Source organism: Brevundimonas sp. (assembly GCF_016463295.1).
In the GTDB taxonomy this organism is placed as follows: domain Bacteria; phylum Pseudomonadota; class Alphaproteobacteria; order Caulobacterales; family Caulobacteraceae; genus Brevundimonas.
Genome location: NZ_JAEMRO010000024.1, coordinates 1 through 13,884 on the forward strand (window position 1 = coordinate 1; position 13,884 = coordinate 13,884).

At 67.6% G+C, this 13,884-nt stretch carries 20 protein-coding genes and 1 tRNA gene; 12 read left to right on the forward strand and 9 right to left on the reverse strand.

The genetic code is table 11. The features are described 5' to 3' along the window. A partial coding sequence (locus tag JHC81_RS07140; RefSeq protein ID WP_292172573.1) for a hypothetical protein occupies positions 1–844 on the reverse strand: 844 nt, incomplete at its 3' end. Positions 845–859: 15 nt separating this feature from the next. Continuing rightward, positions 860–1,423 carry a 16S rRNA (guanine(966)-N(2))-methyltransferase RsmD gene (gene rsmD, locus JHC81_RS07145; protein ID WP_292172575.1) on the reverse strand — a complete coding sequence of 188 codons (564 nt, stop codon included), beginning with the start codon at positions 1,421–1,423 and terminating at the stop codon, positions 860–862. 47 nt (positions 1,424–1,470) lie between these two features. On the opposite strand from rsmD, the gene JHC81_RS07150 reads away from it, so the two are divergent. After that, positions 1,471–2,400: a CPBP family intramembrane glutamic endopeptidase gene (locus JHC81_RS07150; protein WP_292172578.1), complete on the forward strand. Its 930-nt coding sequence runs from the start codon at positions 1,471–1,473 to the stop codon at positions 2,398–2,400. Here JHC81_RS07150 and JHC81_RS07155 read toward each other — a convergent pair. Next, positions 2,397–2,738, reverse strand: a complete 342-nt coding sequence (locus JHC81_RS07155; RefSeq protein WP_292172661.1) for a GFA family protein — start codon at positions 2,736–2,738, stop codon at positions 2,397–2,399. The two genes, JHC81_RS07150 and JHC81_RS07155, sit on opposite strands and share 4 nt — an antisense overlap. A 100-nt stretch (positions 2,739–2,838) precedes the next feature. Then, positions 2,839–4,317, reverse strand: a complete 1,479-nt coding sequence (locus JHC81_RS07160; protein ID WP_292172579.1) for a pseudouridine synthase — start codon at positions 4,315–4,317, stop codon at positions 2,839–2,841. A 12-nt stretch (positions 4,318–4,329) separates the two neighbouring features. On the opposite strand from JHC81_RS07160, the gene tadA reads away from it, so the two are divergent. The 4 genes from tadA to JHC81_RS07180 all read left to right on the forward strand — a co-directional run bounded on the left by tadA (position 4,330) and on the right by JHC81_RS07180 (position 5,716). Further along, on the forward strand, positions 4,330–4,791 hold the full coding sequence (tadA, locus tag JHC81_RS07165) for a tRNA adenosine(34) deaminase TadA (protein WP_292172664.1): 462 nt from the start codon (positions 4,330–4,332) through the stop codon (positions 4,789–4,791). Between the two features lie 36 nt (positions 4,792–4,827). Beyond that, positions 4,828–5,238: an MliC family protein gene (locus JHC81_RS07170; RefSeq protein WP_292172583.1), complete on the forward strand. Its 411-nt coding sequence runs from the start codon at positions 4,828–4,830 to the stop codon at positions 5,236–5,238. A 68-nt stretch (positions 5,239–5,306) separates the two neighbouring features. Next, positions 5,307–5,383: transfer RNA gene (locus JHC81_RS07175), tRNA-Val, on the forward strand. A 60-nt stretch (positions 5,384–5,443) separates the two neighbouring features. After that, positions 5,444–5,716 carry a hypothetical protein gene (locus tag JHC81_RS07180; protein ID WP_292172586.1) on the forward strand — a complete coding sequence of 91 codons (273 nt, stop codon included), beginning with the start codon at positions 5,444–5,446 and terminating at the stop codon, positions 5,714–5,716. Position 5,717: 1 nt separating this feature from the next. Here the strand turns inward: JHC81_RS07180 and JHC81_RS07185 are convergent, their stop codons facing one another. The 3 genes from JHC81_RS07185 to queC are packed head-to-tail and all read right to left on the reverse strand — an operon-like array spanning position 5,718 to position 7,431. Then, on the reverse strand, positions 5,718–6,083 hold the full coding sequence (locus JHC81_RS07185; RefSeq protein WP_292172589.1) for a 6-carboxytetrahydropterin synthase: 366 nt from the start codon (positions 6,081–6,083) through the stop codon (positions 5,718–5,720). Further along, positions 6,080–6,715: a 7-carboxy-7-deazaguanine synthase gene (gene queE / locus JHC81_RS07190; protein WP_292172592.1), complete on the reverse strand. Its 636-nt coding sequence runs from the start codon at positions 6,713–6,715 to the stop codon at positions 6,080–6,082. Before queE ends, JHC81_RS07185 begins: the two co-directional genes overlap by 4 nt. Then, positions 6,712–7,431: a 7-cyano-7-deazaguanine synthase QueC gene (gene queC / locus JHC81_RS07195; protein ID WP_292172595.1), complete on the reverse strand. Its 720-nt coding sequence runs from the start codon at positions 7,429–7,431 to the stop codon at positions 6,712–6,714. Before queC ends, queE begins: the two co-directional genes overlap by 4 nt. Positions 7,432–7,630: 199 nt before the next feature. On the opposite strand from queC, the gene JHC81_RS07200 reads away from it, so the two are divergent. Continuing rightward, positions 7,631–9,238 (forward strand): response regulator, encoded by a 1,608-nt coding sequence (locus JHC81_RS07200; protein ID WP_292172598.1) that lies wholly within the window; start codon positions 7,631–7,633, stop codon positions 9,236–9,238. On the opposite strand, the gene JHC81_RS07205 is transcribed toward JHC81_RS07200, so the two are convergent. Continuing rightward, a complete protein-coding gene (locus JHC81_RS07205; RefSeq protein WP_292172600.1) occupies positions 9,213–10,280 on the reverse strand; it encodes a ligase-associated DNA damage response exonuclease in 1,068 nt (355 codons plus the stop codon). The genes JHC81_RS07200 and JHC81_RS07205 overlap by 26 nt on opposite strands. A gap of 95 nt (positions 10,281–10,375) precedes the next feature. On the opposite strand from JHC81_RS07205, the gene JHC81_RS07210 reads away from it, so the two are divergent. The 6 genes from JHC81_RS07210 (at position 10,376) to JHC81_RS07235 (ending at position 13,302) form a co-directional block, all read left to right on the forward strand. Further along, positions 10,376–10,843: a PaaI family thioesterase gene (locus JHC81_RS07210; RefSeq protein WP_292172603.1), complete on the forward strand. Its 468-nt coding sequence runs from the start codon at positions 10,376–10,378 to the stop codon at positions 10,841–10,843. Continuing rightward, positions 10,840–11,238, forward strand: a complete 399-nt coding sequence (locus tag JHC81_RS07215; protein ID WP_292172606.1) for a PaaI family thioesterase — start codon at positions 10,840–10,842, stop codon at positions 11,236–11,238. Before JHC81_RS07210 ends, JHC81_RS07215 begins: the two co-directional genes overlap by 4 nt. 68 nt (positions 11,239–11,306) lie before the next feature. Beyond that, positions 11,307–11,708: a hypothetical protein gene (locus JHC81_RS07220; RefSeq protein WP_292172609.1), complete on the forward strand. Its 402-nt coding sequence runs from the start codon at positions 11,307–11,309 to the stop codon at positions 11,706–11,708. Positions 11,709–11,745: 37 nt separating this feature from the next. After that, positions 11,746–12,087: a hypothetical protein gene (locus JHC81_RS07225; protein ID WP_292172612.1), complete on the forward strand. Its 342-nt coding sequence runs from the start codon at positions 11,746–11,748 to the stop codon at positions 12,085–12,087. 46 nt (positions 12,088–12,133) lie between these two features. Continuing rightward, complete coding sequence (locus JHC81_RS07230; protein WP_292172614.1) at positions 12,134–12,604, forward strand: hypothetical protein; 471 nt, start codon at positions 12,134–12,136, stop codon at positions 12,602–12,604. 62 nt (positions 12,605–12,666) lie between these two features. Next, positions 12,667–13,302 carry a helix-turn-helix transcriptional regulator gene (locus JHC81_RS07235; protein WP_292172617.1) on the forward strand — a complete coding sequence of 212 codons (636 nt, stop codon included), beginning with the start codon at positions 12,667–12,669 and terminating at the stop codon, positions 13,300–13,302. A gap of 59 nt (positions 13,303–13,361) precedes the next feature. Here JHC81_RS07235 and JHC81_RS07240 read toward each other — a convergent pair whose 3' ends face one another. After that, the gene (locus JHC81_RS07240) at positions 13,362–13,835 is read right to left on the reverse strand and encodes an SH3 domain-containing protein (RefSeq protein ID WP_292172619.1); all 474 of its coding nucleotides are present in this window, start codon (positions 13,833–13,835) and stop codon (positions 13,362–13,364) included. Positions 13,836–13,884 lie beyond the last annotated feature (49 nt).

Genomic DNA, 13,884 nt, shown 5'->3' on the forward strand with positions numbered 1-13,884 from the left:
GGTTCGCGCCGCCGAACGCGACCAGCTTGCCGCCCCCATCCTTGCCAGGGAGCGCCACCATCGCCAGGCCGCCCCCGACCTGACTGTTCGACGCAAAGGAGCGCGGGATCGGGGCCAGGGTGTCCCAGCGGTCGGCGACGGGGTGATATCGGTCCAGCCGCCCGGTGCCCCCGCCCGACACCGTCCGCCCGCCCGCGACCCACAGGGCCCCGTCCAGTACGGCCCCGGCGGCACTGTTTCTGGCCATCGGCGCCGGCCTTGCGGTCTCCCAGCCCGGCCCGCCGGGCACCAGCACGCGATGCTGGTCGGTATCGATCTGATCGTTCCACTGGCCGTTGGCGCTGCCCGCCGGCACCCGACCGGTGACCAGGTGGAAGTTGTCGCCCAGCTGGGCACCCACGGCCTCGGCCTGGGGCGACGGCAAGGGGTGGATCGGCTCCCAGCCGCTGCCGGTCAGCAGCCAGCCGTCGGTCATATTGGTCCAGTCGCCCGCCGCGCTGCGCCCGTATCCGCCCACGACATAGCCGACCCAGGGCCCGGTGAAGACCATCGGATGGTGCCGCGGCGACGGCAGACGCGCCTCCTCGGTCCAGACATCGCGGGCGGGGTCGTAGTTGCCCACGCGATCCTCGATGATCAGGCTGTTGCCCGTGCCACGACGCAGGCCCCCGGCGACCAGGATGCGCCCATCGGTGACCGCGCAATAGATCTCCTGCACCGCCCAGGGCAGCGGGCTCAGCGTCGTCCATGCCGGACCCGTCGCCGCCTGGGCTCGGGCGACGGCAGGGGCCAGGCCCAGGGCCGTGGCGGAGGCGATGAAGGCGCGGCGGTCGAACTGGCTCATGCCAGAAGGCTAACCCTACTCTGCCCGCAGGAACAGCACCCGCGCCGCGCCGTAGTCCCGCGTGTCCAGCCGCCGGTAGCCGGGCGTGTCGATCTCCGGCTCGTCGGACCCGCGCTCATAGACCACCAGCGCCCCGGGCCTCAGCCAGCCGTCTGCCACCAGCCGCGTCAGCGCCTGTTCCCCCAGTCCCTTGCCATAGGGCGGGTCCAGGAACGCCAGGTCGAAGGCGTCGCCGACCGAGCCCGGCCGCGGCCCCAGGTCGATCGCGCTGCGCCGATGCACCCGGGTGGAGCCGAACAGGCCAAAGGCTTCCGCATTCTCGCGGATCACGCCCCGCGCGCCCTCGTCCGTCTCCACGAACAGGCAGAACCCCGCCCCCCGGCTCATGGCCTCGAACCCCAGCGCTCCCGATCCGGCGAACAGGTCGATCACCCGCATCCCCTCCAGCGGCTCGGCCCAGGCGGCGTGTTCCAGCACATTGAACAGGGCCTGACGCGCCCGGTCCGACGTCGGCCGTGTCGCCTGCCCCTGGGGCGCGACCAGGCTGCGCCCACGAAACTGTCCCGATACGATTCTCATGGCCTCAGCCTCTGGACCGGAAAGCGGGCGCGATGCAACGGTGCGCGATGTCATCACCCAGATTCGCCCTGCCCGACCTGCGCCACAGCTGGGCCGCGGCGCACCACAGCCCCTATCTGACGCGGGCCGCCACAGACCATCCGTGGCTGAGGCTGGCGGCGCTGATCGCCCTGTCGATCGTCTTCATGATCGTGGGCGTGCTCGGCCTGGGGGCCGTGCTGTCCGTCAGTGGCTATCAGGTGCCCGATCTCAGCGGCGCCCTGCCCGAGAGCCCGTTTCGCCTGAACGGCGAGATCACCTTCATGGCCTTTCTGGCCGCCTCGCTGATGCTGCTGGCCGTGGCCATCCTGTTCGCGGCCATGATCGTCTATCGCCGCGCGGGGCCCGAGTTTCTGTGGCCGGGGCGGTCGTTCTCGCCGCGCCTTCTGCTGGCGGGCTTTGCCATCATGGCGGCGGTGTCGGTCGTGCTGCTGGGGATATCGCTGCTGTTCGAACCGGCGACCACAGCGCCGCCGATCCTGAACCCGGCCTATCTACTGGAGACGCGCCTGGCCTATGCGGGCTGGGCTGTCCTTTTGCTGCTCATCGCGGCCCTGGCCGAGGAGATCGTGTTCCGCGCCGTCCTGCTGAAGGTCACGGCGGGGCTGACCCGGCGTCTGTGGCTGATCTGCGTGCTCAATGCGGTGCTGTTCTCGGCCATCCACCTGGACCCCGATCCCACGGCCTTTGTGGCAAGGGCCCTGTCCGGCTTCGTCTGGACCTGGGCGGCCCTGCGCCTGGGCGGCATCGAGTTCGCGGTCGGCGCCCATCTGGCCAACAATCTGCTGATCGCCTGGCTGATCGAGCCGATGTCGTCGGCGGCCATGCCAGGACAGGCCATCCCGCCGATCTATCTGGTCTTCGAGGTGGTGACGGCCGTGGTCGTGCTGGCGGCGGTGGAAGGGTTGGTGCGGCGGCGCAGGTCGGAAGCGGTCTAGCTTTCGGCCGCGAACATCGCCTCGACCTCGGCACCGGTCAGGCGCGGATGATCGCCCGCCAGATCATAGTTGCCCGGCTTGCAGTCGATGTAGATCTCGTCGGCTATATCGAAGACCGAAGGGTCCTCGAACGCCTGAACTGACACCGTCGTCATGCCACCGGCTTTCAGACGCCAGAACAGGTTCGAGCCACAGGCGGAGCAGAACTGCCGTACCGCCCAGTCGGAAGAGTCATAGGTCGATACGGGACCCTGGACCTCCAGACTGTCGCCGCAGTGCACGCTCAAGGACACGCCGCCCGACTGACGGCGGCAGGATGGACAATGGCAGGCGTGCATGCCGCCCCGAGGTATGGCGCTGAAGGTCACGGCACCACACAGGCACTGGCCTCTTAAACGCTCACTCGCCGCATCGGCCATGCCGGCCTCCTGTCAAAGATCAGCCGCTAGAGCGCGGCCCTCTGGGTCCACCCTTGCCGCCGCCGGGGCCGCTTCTGGAGCCACCGCCCGAGCCGCCAGGACGCGAGCCGCCCGGCTTGCTGAAGCCACCGCCTGCAGGACGACCGCCGGGCCGATCCCCGCCCTTGCCTGCATAGCCGCCCTTGGCCGGTGCAGGTCGTGCCCCTGTGCGCGGATCGCCACGCGGCCGATCGATGAACTGGTCCTCGCGCGGCTTGAAGACGCGCTTGGGCCGCTCTCCGTCCGCCGAAGACGCACCCTCGGGACGCGCACGCGGCGTGAAGCTCTTCTTGGGATGATCGAACTTGGGCGCGGCCTTGGCCCAGCCCGCCTTCTTCTGCGGGCGGGAGGCGCGGTCGGTGCCCTCTTCGGCAGCGGCCCCGGCGGCGCGGACGCGGCTGGGCTTGCGCGAGGGGTCCGACAGGGCCGAGCCCGAGCTGCCCTTGACGATCGGGGCCGAGGTCCGGCGACCCGGAATGGGCGCGGGCGTGGAGACGCTGTTGCCCGTCGGCAGGTTCTCGGGCCGGATGTGCTGGGCCAGCAGTTCGCGGATCACGCGCGGCCCCACCTCCTCGACCGAGCCGATGGGCAGGGTGCCCAGCTGGAACGGGCCATAGGCCAGGCGGATCAGGCGGTTCACCGTCAGGCCCAGATGCTCCAGCACCTTGCGGACCTCGCGGTTCTTGCCCTCGGTGATGGAGACGCTGAGCCACAGATTGGCGGACTGCTTCTCCGCATCGCCGCCCGTGGCCTTGTCCAGCGTCGCCTCGATCGGGCCATAGCGGATGCCGTCGACGGTGACGCCGTCCTTTAGCGAATCGAGCTGAAGCTGGCTGACACGTCCCCGCGCCCGCGCCCGATACTGACGCACCAGTTCCGTCTGCGGCAGTTCCAGCGCGCGGCTCAGTTCACCGTCATTGGTCAGCAGCAGCAGGCCCTCGGTATTCAGGTCCAGTCGCCCGACGGAGATCACGCGCGGCAGGCCGCTGGGCAGGGCGTCGAACACCGTGGGGCGCCCGCCCGGATCGTTGTGCGAGGTCACCAGGCCGGCGGGCTTGTGATAGCGCCAGACGCGGGTCTTCTCGGCCGAGCCTATGGGCTTGCCGTCCACGGTGATGACGTCGTCGCGGGTCACCAGGGTGGCGGGCGTGTCCAGAATCTTGCCGTTGACGGCCACCTTGCCCAGGCCGATCAGCCGCTCGACCTCGCGGCGCGAGGCGATCCCGGCGCGCGCCATGGCCTTGGCGATCCGCTCGCTGCGCTTGGGCGCTTCCGGCTCGGCACCGGGCTTGCCGCCTTTGGCGAAGGGCTTTCCAGATTTGCCGGGGCCACCGGCCTTCGGCGGGCCTCCAAAACCGGGCTTTCCGCCCGGCTTGGCGAAGGATTTGCGCGGGCCGTCGCGGTCGGCGTCTTGACGCGGGCGCGGCTTCTTGTCGTTGTCTTTGGAATGGCTGACCATGATGAGCGGTTCATGCACATGGCCTTGGCCTTGGCGCAAGCGGCGGCAGACGTCGGAGAGACGCCTGTCGGCTGCGTGATCGTCGACGAGACGACCGGCGAAGTCGTCGGACAGGGCCGCAACGGTCCCATCGCCGCGCACGATCCGACCGCCCATGCGGAGATCGTGGCTCTGCGCGACGCGGCCAAAAAAGTGCAGAATTACAGGCTCACCGGCCTGACGCTTTATGTGACGCTGGAACCGTGCGCCATGTGCGCAGGGGCCATCACCCATGCCCGGATCGGTCGCGTGGTCTGGGGCGCAGACGATCCCAAGGGCGGCGCGGTGGCGCATGGCCCGCGCTTTTTCGAGCAGCCGACCTGTCACTGGAAACCGATTGTGACCGGCGGTGTCCTGGCCGATCGGGGTGCAGAGATGCTTCGCGCCTTCTTCCGCGCACGGCGCAAAGGAACGCGGACCGACCCGGCACGTTAGGGCACGACGCCACGGTGGCGCTTGGGGAAGTCGTGCATGAAAGTTCTGATCGTCAGCGCCGCCCTCGCCTGCGCCACTGCCCTGTCCGCTTGCGGGGCCCAGCCGTCGGAGGCGCCAAATGACGGCGATGCGGTGCGCGAGCGGGCCCAGACCGCCCAGACGGCCCGGCGGCGGACTGGTGCCGAAATCCAGGAACGCGCCGCCACCCGCGTGATCCGTACCGTCTATCTGTGTCAGGACAGCGAGCGGCTGACCGTCGATTTCGACAATCCGCGGCAGATGGCGACCGTCCGCACCTCTGGCGGCATGGCCTATGACCTGTTCCGCGAACAGGCGGACGACGGTCTGTGGTACAAGGCCTCCGGCTACGAACTGCGCGGCAAGGGCATCACGGCGACCTGGACCGCCAGCGACAAGCCCACCACCGAATGCCGCGCGGTGGACTGAGCGAATAATTTTCGCGCGACCCGTTCGACCTGCGGCCAAAATGGTCTAAGCGTCCCGAACGTATGGATGGGCGGCTAGCTCAGCTGGTCAGAGCATCTCGTTTACACCGAGAGGGTCGGCGGTTCGAACCCGTCGCCGCCTACCATTCGCGCCGTCAGTCGCCGTTCATCCCTGATCTGTCACGACGGTGCATCGGAGATCGACCATGCGAACGCCCGCCACCCGCACCGCCATCGTCATCGCCGCCCTGGGCAGCGCCGTGATGCTGCAGGGCTGTGTGGTTGGAGCCGTGGTCGGCGCTGGCGCAGCCGTCGTCGGCGGAACGGCCAAGGCGACCGGCGCGGTCGTCGGAGCCGGCTTCGACGCCGTCACCACTTCGGACGAGGAAACCCGCGCCAAGCGGGAGCGCGAGCAGCGAGACTACGAGCGCGAGCAACGCCGCTGCCAGCAACGCCAGCAGCGGGGGCAGGACTGCTGATCTAGAGCGTCAGCACGCACCGTTCATGAATGGTCGGACGCGACACGGCGATCCGGCTCAGGCCCGGCCATTCCGGCTTCAGACGCTGAGCGAACCACAGGCACAGATTTTCCAGCGTGGGCAGTTCCAGCCCCTCGTGGTCGTTCAGCAGGCCGTGATCCAGCTCTTCGGCCGCCGCCTTCAGCGCACGATCCAGCGCCCCCAGGTCCGCGACCCAGCCATGCGCATCCAGAGCCTCGCCTCGCACGGTCGCCTCGACCGCGAACGAATGGCCATGCATCCGCCGATAGGGGCTGCCGTCCGGCTCGTTCGGGAAGTGATGGGCCGCGTCGAAGGTGGCCGCCTTGGTGATTTCGAAAACGCTCATCTTACGCCGATGTATTTATGGGTCTGAACGCTGAGCCGCCATTTGGGATGGCTCAGGCAATAGTCGAGGGCGGCGGCCGTATTGGCCGCTTGATCCGGGCCGTCCATGGGCTGCAGCCAGAACCGCTCGAAATCCAGATGCTCGAACCGGTCGGGCATGGCGGCGGCTTGAGGGAAGACCAGCTTCAGCTCCTGGCCGGTCGTCTGCACCACCGGAGCATCGGCCTTGGGGCTAACGCAGACCCAGTCGATGCCAGCGGGGGCCTGAAGCGTGCCGTTCGTCTCGATTGCGATGTCGAAGCCGCGCGCATGCAGGGCCTCGATCAGCGGCGCATCCAGCTGCAACAGGGGCTCGCCGCCCGTGCAGACGACCAGTTTCGGATCGCCCGGCCTGCCCCGCCACATCGCGGCGACATGGTCGGCCAGAAGGTCGGCCGTCGCGAACTTGCCCCCGCCATCGCCGTCAGTGCCCACGAAATCAGTGTCGCAGAAGGTGCAGACGGCGGTTGCCCGATCCCGCTCCAGCCCGTTCCATAGATTGCAGCCGGCGAAGCGCAGGAAGACGGCGGGTCGTCCCGCCTGACCGCCCTCGCCCTGCACGGTCAGGAACACTTCCTTGGCCGAATAGGTCATCCGGCCACCCACTGTTCATAGCCCGCCGCCCGCAGCTCACAGGCCGGGCAGGTGCCGCAGCCGTAGCCCCAGGCGTGACGGTGCGCGCGATCGCCGACGTAGCAGGTGTGCGAGGACTCGACGATCAGCTCGACCAGCTCAGCGCCGCCGATCCGGTCGGCCAAGGCCCATGTCTGGGCCTTCGTCAGCGCCATCAGCGGCGTCTCGATCGGAACCGGCTTGTCCAGGCCCAGGCTGAGCGCGGACTGCATCGCGTCAATCGTGTCGCGCCGACAGTCGGGATAGCCGGAGAAGTCCGTCTCGCACATGCCGCCGACCAACACATCGAGACTGCGTCGATCCGCCAGCGCTGCCGCGACGGTCAGAAAGACCAGATTGCGGCCCGGGACGAAAGTCGACGGCAGGCCTCGCGCCCCGACCTCGATCGCCCGGTCCGTCGTCATGGCCGTCTCGCCGATCGCGCCGAAGCCGGTCAGGTCGATGACGTGGTCCGGCCCCAGCCGCGTCGCCCATGCCGGCAAGACGCGCGCCATGCCCTCGCGCACGGCCAGCCGGGCCTGCATCTCCACCGCATGACGCTGGCCATAGTCGAAGCCGACCGTCTCCACCCGCCCATATCGCTCCAGCGCCCAGGCCAGGCAGGTGGCGCTGTCCTGCCCACCCGAAAACAGGACGAGGGCGGACGTTGCGGCGGTGTCGGTCTGGATGGCGCTCATGACAAACCTGCGGTCGGCCAAAAATGGCCGCGCGCATGCAAAAGGGGTTCAAGGTCGGACGTCTGACTTGGTGCCGCCTTACACCACTGCCCGACCGGGAGCAAAAAGGGCGAGAAGATGGCGCTTATTGTCAGGCTTAACCGTTCCGCAACCGGTTCCGGCTACCTGTCCACAGGCTTTCTGTGGAGTACCGGCCAGTATGCCGACGATCGAAGCCCTGACCGAGCGCATCGCGCCGGTATCGCCCGACACCCTGGGCCGCGAAATCTTCGCGCGGTTCGAGAGCGAACCCGAAACCTTCGTTATTCCCGTCGTCGATGGCGAACGGCCCCTCGGCCTGATCGAGCGCGACGGCTTTCTGGTCAAGTTCGGAGCCCCGTTCGGCCATGCCGGTTACGCCCATCGCACCGCCGCCCATGTCATGGATACCGAGCCCGCAGTGATCGAGGCGGGCGTCGCCTTCGACACCTTCAGCGACGTCTTTCTGTCCAGCCGCACGCGCGATCTGATGCGCGGCTTCATCGTCACCCGCGAGGGGCGTTATCACGGCGTCGGCACGGCCCTGTCCCTGCTCCAGGCCGTCAATGAGCGACAGCGCCGCCAGAACACGGACCTGAAAATCCAGCTGGAGACCGCCACCAGCGACCGCGCCATGGTCCAGGCGGCGGGCCGAACCCGCACGCGCCTGCTCAATGTGCTCAGCCGCCAGATGAGCGTGCCGCTGAACGGGCTGAGGGCCATCGGCGATCTGCTGCAGCGGCAGCCGCTGAACGCCCAGGTCCGAGCTCACGTCGCCACCATGGTCGAGGCCTCCGACGAGCTGACGCGGACGCTGGACAAGGCCTTGGACTTTTCGCGCGCCCACGCCGGCGAGCTTGAGCTCGCTCCTGTATCGACCCCCCTTCGCGCCTTGATGGACGATGTCCAGTCCCGCTGGTCGCATCGCGCCTCTGACAGCGCTGTTAGTCTGATGGTCAGCTACGAGGGTGATACGGATCTGGCCGCCGATCTTGATGCGCAGCGTCTTGGGGCGGTGTTCGATACCCTGATCGGCAATGCGCTCGGGCATGCCCGTGACGGACTCGTTGAGGCCAGTCTGAAAGCGACGGCCCGCAACGGCCAGGTCGGTCTGGAAGCCTGGGTCCGCGACGACGGACCCGGCATCGCGCCCGAGCGGCTGGACACCCTGTTCGATCCGCTGATGCAGCAGGACGACACCGGTGGCTTCGACCTGGCCCTGGCCCGCCTGGTGGTGACCCAGATGGGTGGCACATTGACGGCGGCGAACAACCCCGGGCGGGGAGCCGTCTTCACCATCATGCTGACCGCCAGGCAGAGCGAGGTCGAAACCGCTGCCGAACCGGTTCAACCCACCGAAACGACGGGCCAGACCGCGCCGCATATCCTGATCGTCGACGACAATGCGACCAACCGCGTGGTGGCCCAGGCCCTGTGCGAAATGTTCGGCTGCACTTCCGAAACGGCCGAGGACGGCGTCGAGGCGGTGGCAGCGGTGCAGGAGCGGCCGTTCGACCTGATCCTGATGGACATCAAGATGCCGCGCATGGACGGCGTCCAGGCGACCCAAGCCATCCGGGCCCTGGATGGCCCGGTCAGCGCCATTCCGATCGTGGCTCTGACGGCCAACGCCGATCCCGAGGACGCCAAACGTTATGTCGCCAGCGGCATGGCCTGTGTGGTGGAGAAACCCATCAAGCCCGAACGCCTGCGCTTCGCCATCAACACGGCGCTGGAGCAGAAGACGGCGTCGGTCACCGACCTCAGCCCGGCCCGCTCTGCGGCGTGACCACCTCCTCGGACGCGGGCACCGTCAGGTCCTGCTCCAGATCGTCCTCGTCATAGCCGACAAGCCGCAGGGCCCGCGCCTTCTGATCGTTCAGAGCGGCCCAGCGCAGCAGGCCCTCCTCACGCCCGTGCGTGATCCAGACTTCCTCCGGCTTCAACTCGGTGAAGGTGGCGATCAGTTCCGGCCAGTCGGCGTGGTCGGACAGGACAAGCGGCAGTTCCACGCCGCGCTGACGCGCCCGAGCCCTCACCCCCATCCAGCCCGATGCGAAGGCCAGCACCGGATCGGCGAACCGACGGGCCCAGCGATCCTGCGTCGCAGACGGCGGGGCGACGACCACCTCCCCGCCCAGCGCGTTCGCCTTCAGACCGGTAGCCGGCAGAATGGGACCCAGCGCCACCCCCTCGGCCTCATACAGCCGGTTCAGCCGTTCCAGCGCCCCGTGCACGTAGACGGGCCGCTTCCACCCTGCCTCGCGCAGCAGGCGGATCACCCGTTGTGCCTTGCCCAGGGCATAGGCCCCTACCAGATGCGCCCGCTCTGGAAACTGTTCCAGACTGTGGACCAGACGCCCTATTTCCTCGCTGTCCGGCGGATGCACGAAGACCGGCAGGCCGAAGGTTGCCTCGGAAATGAAGACGTCGCAGGGCACCGGCTCGAAGGCGGCGCAGGTTGGATCGCGGCGGCGCTTGTAGTCGCCCGACACCACCATTCGCAGGCCTTTCCATTCGATCAGGGCCTGGGCCGAGCCCAGCACATGGCCCGCCGGGTAGAGGGTGATCGACACGCCGTGGTGGCTGACCGTCTCGCCATAGGCCAGCGATTGCCGCAAGCCGGTGAAGTCCACCCCATACCGCTCGCCCATGATGGCCAGGGTCTGGGGCGTGGCCAGAACGGTGCCATGGCCCGATCTGGCATGATCGGCGTGGCCGTGGGTGACGACGGCCCGGTCCACCGGCACGACGGGGTCGATGTAGAAATCCCCCGGCGGGCAGTACAGCCCTGACGGCGTGGGATGCAGCAGGTCCTCGAAACGGATCATGAGCGGACTATGGCAGCGGTCATGGCGGACACAACGCGCCAAACCGCCATGCGTCGCCTCTTGCCTCGTCAGGCGGGTCGCGCCACACCCGGCACATGGCGTTGATCGATATCCTTCCCCAGCTGGCCAGCGGATCGGCTCACACCCATGCCCTCGGCTTTCGGCTGGAGGGGCTTGAGGGCGACACCGTCAGGCTTCGCGTACCGTGGCGCGACGACCTGATCGGCGATCCGCAGACGGGGGTCATCGCCGGCGGCCTTGTGACGACCCTGCTGGACCATGTCGGAGGACTGGCCGTCTGGGTGAAGTCGGGGCAGTTCGTGCCGATCGCGACCCTGGATCTGCGCGTGGACTACATGCGCCCCGCTGCCACCAGGCGCGACGTGATCGCCGAGGCGGTGTGCTACCGCCTGACCCACTCCATCGCCTTCGTGCGGGCCTGGGCGTTCGAGGACGATCCCGCCGACCCCATCGCCGCCGCCCAGAGCGCCTATGTCGTCGATTCCCGTGCGGGCCGGGGCATAGGGGCCAATCTGGGTCCGTCGCGTGGGGCGGGCGCATGACCGATGTCCTGACTACCCTGCCCTATGCGCGCTTCCTCGGGCTGACCTCGGCCATGCAGGCCGACGAACTGATCGTGACGATGCCGTTCGAGGACCGGCTGGTCGGGGATCCCATCCTGCCGGCCCTGCACGGCGGCTCGACCGCCGCGCTACTCGAGTTTACCGCCATTGCGGAGATCGCGCGGGTGCATCCGTCGCTTCGCCTGCCACGCCCGATCAATGTGTCGATCGCCTATCTGAGGTCAGGCAAGCCGATCGCCGTATCGGCCACGGCCCGTGTCGTTCGCGCGGGTCGCCGTGTCGCGCATGTGCAGGCCACAGCCTGGCAGGCCGAGCGCGATCAGCCGATCGCAACCCTGAAGGCGCATTTTCTGATGAACGACAACAACTCCTAGTTGTTTCGAATCGGCACAACTGTTGGTCTGCGTGCGTGACACACCCGTCACGCTGCGGAGCCACGACGATGAACAGACAATCCATTGGCGAACAGATCGCCGCCCGACTGTACTGCGCCGAGACAGCCATCGACCGCGCGCTGGTCGAGACTGCTAATCTGGCGGCGCATCTGCCGACTGCCCGCGCGGACGCCTATCTTTCGGCCACCACGGGACAGAAGGCGTTCGACGGCGTGGCCGGAGCGATCAGCGCCCTGACGATCGCACGACAAAACATGATCCAGACCCACGCAACCCTGGGTGCGCTCGCGCGGTCGATGGGTCTCGACACCCTGGCGGTCGGGCCTCTGGACAAGCCTGGTGACGGACCTCCCGTCGGGGGCGGCATCTCCGACAATCCAGAGAGCGTTAACATTCGACTTACAGACGTGGTGAATAAATCCCTACCAGGTGAACGCAGTTCATGTTAAGGTTCCGCTTACCATAGTTGGTTCTGGAGGGTTTAAGATGGATAAGGCTGCTGTTGTCGCCGGTATCGCCGGTGAACTGAATGAAACCGAGCGGGCCGTCGATGCCGCCCTCGTCCACGCCACGGGCATGGTCCAGGCGATGATCGCCGGTCGTACGGCCTTGGGCATCTCGCCCATCGCGGCGGCCGACTCGCAAGCCAAGATCATGGCTGCCATCGCCGCCCTGTCGACCGCGCGTGACGCCGTGGTGGCCTGCCACGAGGAAATGGCCAAGGACCACCGCCGCCTGGGCTGGGGCACTTATGCTCTGGGCACCCTCGACAAGCCTGCCGAGTCCGAGAGCCGTCCGCCGGTTCGCAACGTTCTCCGCGCTGTTTAATTCGGTGTAATGTCGGCTCCGGGTCATTCCGGAACCGCTACGATATGTGCAATATCACCCCCATGCCCTCGGGCATGGGGGTTTTTGCATGTTTGAAACGCTTGCATCGCAGATCGGAGCCGCTGTCGCGGTCTGCATCACGGCGTTTGCCTTTCTGAAAGGCGATGAGCCGGAGCGGATTGGCGCGGGAGCCTACATCCTGGCCTTCCTGGCTTCGTTATTGGTTCAGGATACAGGCCAGCTTTACGGCACCAACTGGCGCTTGCTCGGTATCGATACCATCATGCTGGGTGTTTACGCCGCTTTGGTGTGGAAGACTGATCGGGCCTGGCCGATCTGGGTCTGTGCGTTGCAATCGGTCATTGTACTCAGCCATGTCCTGACGATTGTCGATGTGAGACCTCCCCTTTCCGCCTTCTATGCAGTGATCAATCTGGCGAGCTATGGCGTGTTGGTCGCCATCGCCGTCGGCACCTTCTGGGCTTGGCAGGATCGGGTGGCGCAAGGCCTGGAATAGGCTTTGGGCTAGGTTGATATTCCTATAGTCTGGCAGTGCGAATCACTCGCCGGCCCATCCCCATGCCCCTGTCCCATAGTCAGCTCTGGAGCGCGATCGACGGCCTGGCCCGGCGCGAAGGCTTGACCGCGTCCGGCCTGGCCAGACGGGCAGGTCTGGATGCGACCAGCTTCAATCCGTCGAAACGGTTCGGGCCCGGCGATCCGCCGCGCCCCCGCTGGCCCTCGACCGAGAGCCTGACCCGCATCCTGCAGGCGACCGGGGTATCGCTGGGCGACTTCGCCACCCTGGCCCGCGATGCGACCGAGCGACCGATGACCGTTCCCCTGCTGGGTATGGCCCAGGCGGGGTCCGACGGCTTCTTCGACGATGCAGGCCTGCCCACCGGCGAAGGTTGGGACGAGACGGAACTGCCGCGCCCGACCGACACCATGCTCAGTCTGAGGATCACGGGCGACTCCATGGCACCGCTGTATCGCGCAGGCGATCGCATCGTCGTCGATCGCGCCGCCAGCGATGTGCGCAAGGGCGACCGCGTCGTGGTGCGAACCACAGGCGGGGAGACGATGGCCAAGGAAATCGCCGCTCTGACGACGCGCAACGTCACCCTGGCCTCCATCAACCCGGCGTATCCGCCCCGCACCCTGCCCCGCCGCGAGATCCTCTGGATGGGTCGCATCCTGTGGGTCAGCCAGTAGGCAGCGAAAAGGCCGCCCCCCTTCGGAGGCGGCCTTTCCAGTATCAGTGGCGCTGACGCCTAGTTCGGCACGACGTAGCGGGCGTTCACCCAGCCACCGCCTGCGATCTGGACCCATTCACCTTCCGAACCGATTACGCTGAACGGCTGACCGGCCTGCAGCATGCCAGCCTGGCGATAGCCGGTGCCGGGGCCCGAGCGAATGCGCAGGTTCGAAGTGGTGCGATAGGCCCCACCCGTCTGTACCGAGGCGGCGCGGGCGCGCTGCTGGTTGCAGCCGATGTAGGAGCCGGCGGCGGCACCGGCACCGGCACCGACGACCGCACCGAGGGTGCGCTCGTTGTCCGACACCTGGCTGCCGACCAGACCACCGGCGATGGCGCCGATCAGGGCACCGGCACGCTGACGGCCACCGGGGGCGTCACAGTTGGTGATGCCGTTCGCCTGCTGGGCCATCGAAACCGAGGGGACGGCGGTGACCAGCGCGGCCAGGGCGGCGGCGGTGGCCAGGGTAGTGTTCATGATCTTCGACATGGCTCTCTCCATTCATCGAGGTTGGTCGATGGATGCAGAATGCGCCGGG

Excerpts from the sequence above, each read along its gene's own strand:
- rsmD (WP_292172575.1), bottom strand. The coding sequence starts at position 1,423 with ATGAGAATCGTATCGGGACAGTTTCGTGGGCGCAGCCTGGTCGCGCCC.
- JHC81_RS07150 (WP_292172578.1), top strand. The coding sequence starts at position 1,471 with ATGTCATCACCCAGATTCGCCCTGCCCGACCTGCGCCACAGCTGGGCC.
- JHC81_RS07155 (WP_292172661.1), bottom strand. The coding sequence starts at position 2,738 with ATGCACGCCTGCCATTGTCCATCCTGCCGCCGTCAGTCGGGCGGCGTG.
- JHC81_RS07160 (WP_292172579.1), bottom strand. The coding sequence starts at position 4,317 with ATGGTCAGCCATTCCAAAGACAACGACAAGAAGCCGCGCCCGCGTCAA.
- tadA (WP_292172664.1), top strand. The coding sequence starts at position 4,330 with ATGCACATGGCCTTGGCCTTGGCGCAAGCGGCGGCAGACGTCGGAGAG.
- JHC81_RS07170 (WP_292172583.1), top strand. The coding sequence starts at position 4,828 with ATGAAAGTTCTGATCGTCAGCGCCGCCCTCGCCTGCGCCACTGCCCTG.
- JHC81_RS07180 (WP_292172586.1), top strand. The coding sequence starts at position 5,444 with ATGCGAACGCCCGCCACCCGCACCGCCATCGTCATCGCCGCCCTGGGC.
- JHC81_RS07185 (WP_292172589.1), bottom strand. The coding sequence starts at position 6,083 with ATGAGCGTTTTCGAAATCACCAAGGCGGCCACCTTCGACGCGGCCCAT.
- queE (WP_292172592.1), bottom strand. The coding sequence starts at position 6,715 with ATGACCTATTCGGCCAAGGAAGTGTTCCTGACCGTGCAGGGCGAGGGC.
- queC (WP_292172595.1), bottom strand. The coding sequence starts at position 7,431 with ATGAGCGCCATCCAGACCGACACCGCCGCAACGTCCGCCCTCGTCCTG.
- JHC81_RS07200 (WP_292172598.1), top strand. The coding sequence starts at position 7,631 with ATGCCGACGATCGAAGCCCTGACCGAGCGCATCGCGCCGGTATCGCCC.
- JHC81_RS07205 (WP_292172600.1), bottom strand. The coding sequence starts at position 10,280 with ATGATCCGTTTCGAGGACCTGCTGCATCCCACGCCGTCAGGGCTGTAC.
- JHC81_RS07210 (WP_292172603.1), top strand. The coding sequence starts at position 10,376 with ATGGCGTTGATCGATATCCTTCCCCAGCTGGCCAGCGGATCGGCTCAC.
- JHC81_RS07215 (WP_292172606.1), top strand. The coding sequence starts at position 10,840 with ATGACCGATGTCCTGACTACCCTGCCCTATGCGCGCTTCCTCGGGCTG.
- JHC81_RS07220 (WP_292172609.1), top strand. The coding sequence starts at position 11,307 with ATGAACAGACAATCCATTGGCGAACAGATCGCCGCCCGACTGTACTGC.
- JHC81_RS07225 (WP_292172612.1), top strand. The coding sequence starts at position 11,746 with ATGGATAAGGCTGCTGTTGTCGCCGGTATCGCCGGTGAACTGAATGAA.
- JHC81_RS07235 (WP_292172617.1), top strand. The coding sequence starts at position 12,667 with ATGCCCCTGTCCCATAGTCAGCTCTGGAGCGCGATCGACGGCCTGGCC.
- JHC81_RS07240 (WP_292172619.1), bottom strand. The coding sequence starts at position 13,835 with ATGTCGAAGATCATGAACACTACCCTGGCCACCGCCGCCGCCCTGGCC.